The following is a 2,027-nucleotide window of genomic DNA, read 5'->3' as shown; positions in this document are numbered from 1 at the left end:
CATTTTACTTATCTGTATATAGTAAAGAGGGTAAAGCGCTTATTTTGGTTCCTTCCGATGAACAAAAGACAATTGACATTACAGCTCAGGTTAGCAATAAGGATTTTCCTGAGGGGTGGGCAACTTTAGAATATCCTGCCAATGACCATAACTGGCAAACCCAACCCGAAGAATATACTTTAGCTGTAAATTTGGAAAAACAACGCTGGCAGGAGAAACAGAAATTATTTGAGGCAAATGCCATAAATGCAAAAGTGATGGATGATTCGCTGATGATAAAAGTTGCCATTGCTTGCCGAGGTAATTATTCCGCTTTTTGGGAATTTGTAAAACGCAACCCTGAGCCGGATGTAAATTTTCTTAATTATTTATTGCTGGATGATCCGAAATTTTTATGGCAGGCAAATGCAGAACAGTTTGAGGCATTATATCAAAACTGGATTTTGCTGTATCAATCTGATATGGAAGAAGAAAATTTGGTTAGTATATTCTCTCCCGCTGTTTTTTATGAAGACCTGCCTCAGCCAGTTGAATATAAAAAAGGCAAGGCACAACTTTATCCGGAATCATTTCGTTTTAACTTTGCTCACAACAGAGAAGGCGTTATCAAAGTGCTTTCTAAGCTGAAAAAAAGATATAATATCAAGCCAGAAAAGGCATTAAGCGGAATTCCTCCTTTGCAAATTGCCATAAAGCAGAAAAATCTGACTTCGTCTCAGTATAAAATATTGGCGGTAAGTATGTTAAGAGCTAACGGTTTTCCTGCTGAATATACCAGAATTCCAGATTTAATCGCGGTTTTTATTGAAGGCGACTGGCATTATGTAAATGTTGTAAAACAGTCCTTTGAAGATATTACTAAAGATAACAAAACCAATAGCTTCCAACTCACTTTACAGATTAACGATGCAGAAGGCATTCCGGTAAAAGCAAGTGAAGAACAATTGACTGTGTGTCGTTATGCCAATGGTATGTTTTATCCAATAAACGATAAATTTAACTATCTTGGTTCAGGTAAATATACTGGTAGTTTTCCTGTTCACGATGCTTGGTTGCAGTTTGGATATAGGGTTTCAGATAGTAAAACAAAATTTTTTAATATGCCTTTAAAACCCAGTGTGGATGATTCTCTCTACTTTGAAATTACGGCTGAAGAATATCCCCGCAATTGGAAGGAAGCGGATTCGGAAGTTCTTTCTCTGCTAAAAGAAATACCCAATCTGGATAGTAAAATAGTCCTTATCGGGAATTATGACCAAGAAAACAGTCGCCGTCTGGCAGATAAACTGGTTTCTTTAAAGAAGGATTTCATTTGGATAGGATACTCAACATCGGAAACTGTGCCTCCCAATTATATGCTTAACAAACAGTGGGATTCCATTGTGCAGAAAAATACTCATAATGCTATGCGCAGCATAACATTAATTAAAACAGGCGAAAACTGGCAAATGTATGATGGCTTGTGGGATAAATTACCCGAGTAGAAATGCTCTACACAGTTTTTTGCATCTCACAGATTTCACAGATGTTACAGATAAAATAGATAATAATAAATTGGAGGATAGTTAATTTAATGCCGGAATTGCCAGAAGTTGAAACAATCGTAAAGGGCTTGGAAGAAGTTATGAAAGGAAAAGTAATAAACTCAATTGCTTGTTACTACCCCGGAACCGTGATTTACGATGATAATATTGCTGCAAAACCATTACCAGCTAAAGCGCTAAGCATAAAACGCAAAGGGAAATATATCATTATTTATCTGGATAGTGCTTATGCCTTGATTGTCCATTTGCGGATGACAGGTAAATTTGTTTATGATCAGTTTCCGAGCGAACCGCTAAGCTATGAGAGAGCCAGAATAAATCTAAAAAATAACTCAGTTCTGCATTTTATCGATATCCGCACCTTTGGTAAAATAATTATCTGCCGACAATGTAACATAGATAGATATCTACCGACTTTGGGACTTGAACCTTTTAGTGATGATTTCACTACCCAAAATTTAAAAGAAAAAATGCAAGGTAAAA

At 36.4% G+C, this 2,027-nt stretch carries 2 protein-coding genes; both read left to right on the top strand.

Annotated elements, in window-relative coordinates; all coding sequences use genetic code 11:
• Nucleotides 1-1,484, top strand: a 1,484-nt coding sequence (locus tag ABFC98_00010) for a hypothetical protein (GenBank protein ID MEN6444416.1), incomplete at its 5' end; no start/stop codon positions are given.
• 89 nt (nucleotides 1,485-1,573) lie between these two features.
• On the top strand, nucleotides 1,574-2,027 hold a 454-nt coding region (locus ABFC98_00005), incomplete at its 3' end, for a DNA-formamidopyrimidine glycosylase family protein (protein ID MEN6444415.1).

This window comes from Candidatus Cloacimonas sp. (genome assembly GCA_039680785.1).
GTDB lineage: Bacteria > Cloacimonadota > Cloacimonadia > Cloacimonadales > Cloacimonadaceae > Cloacimonas.
This window is presented reverse-complemented; position numbering and strand designations above follow the sequence as displayed.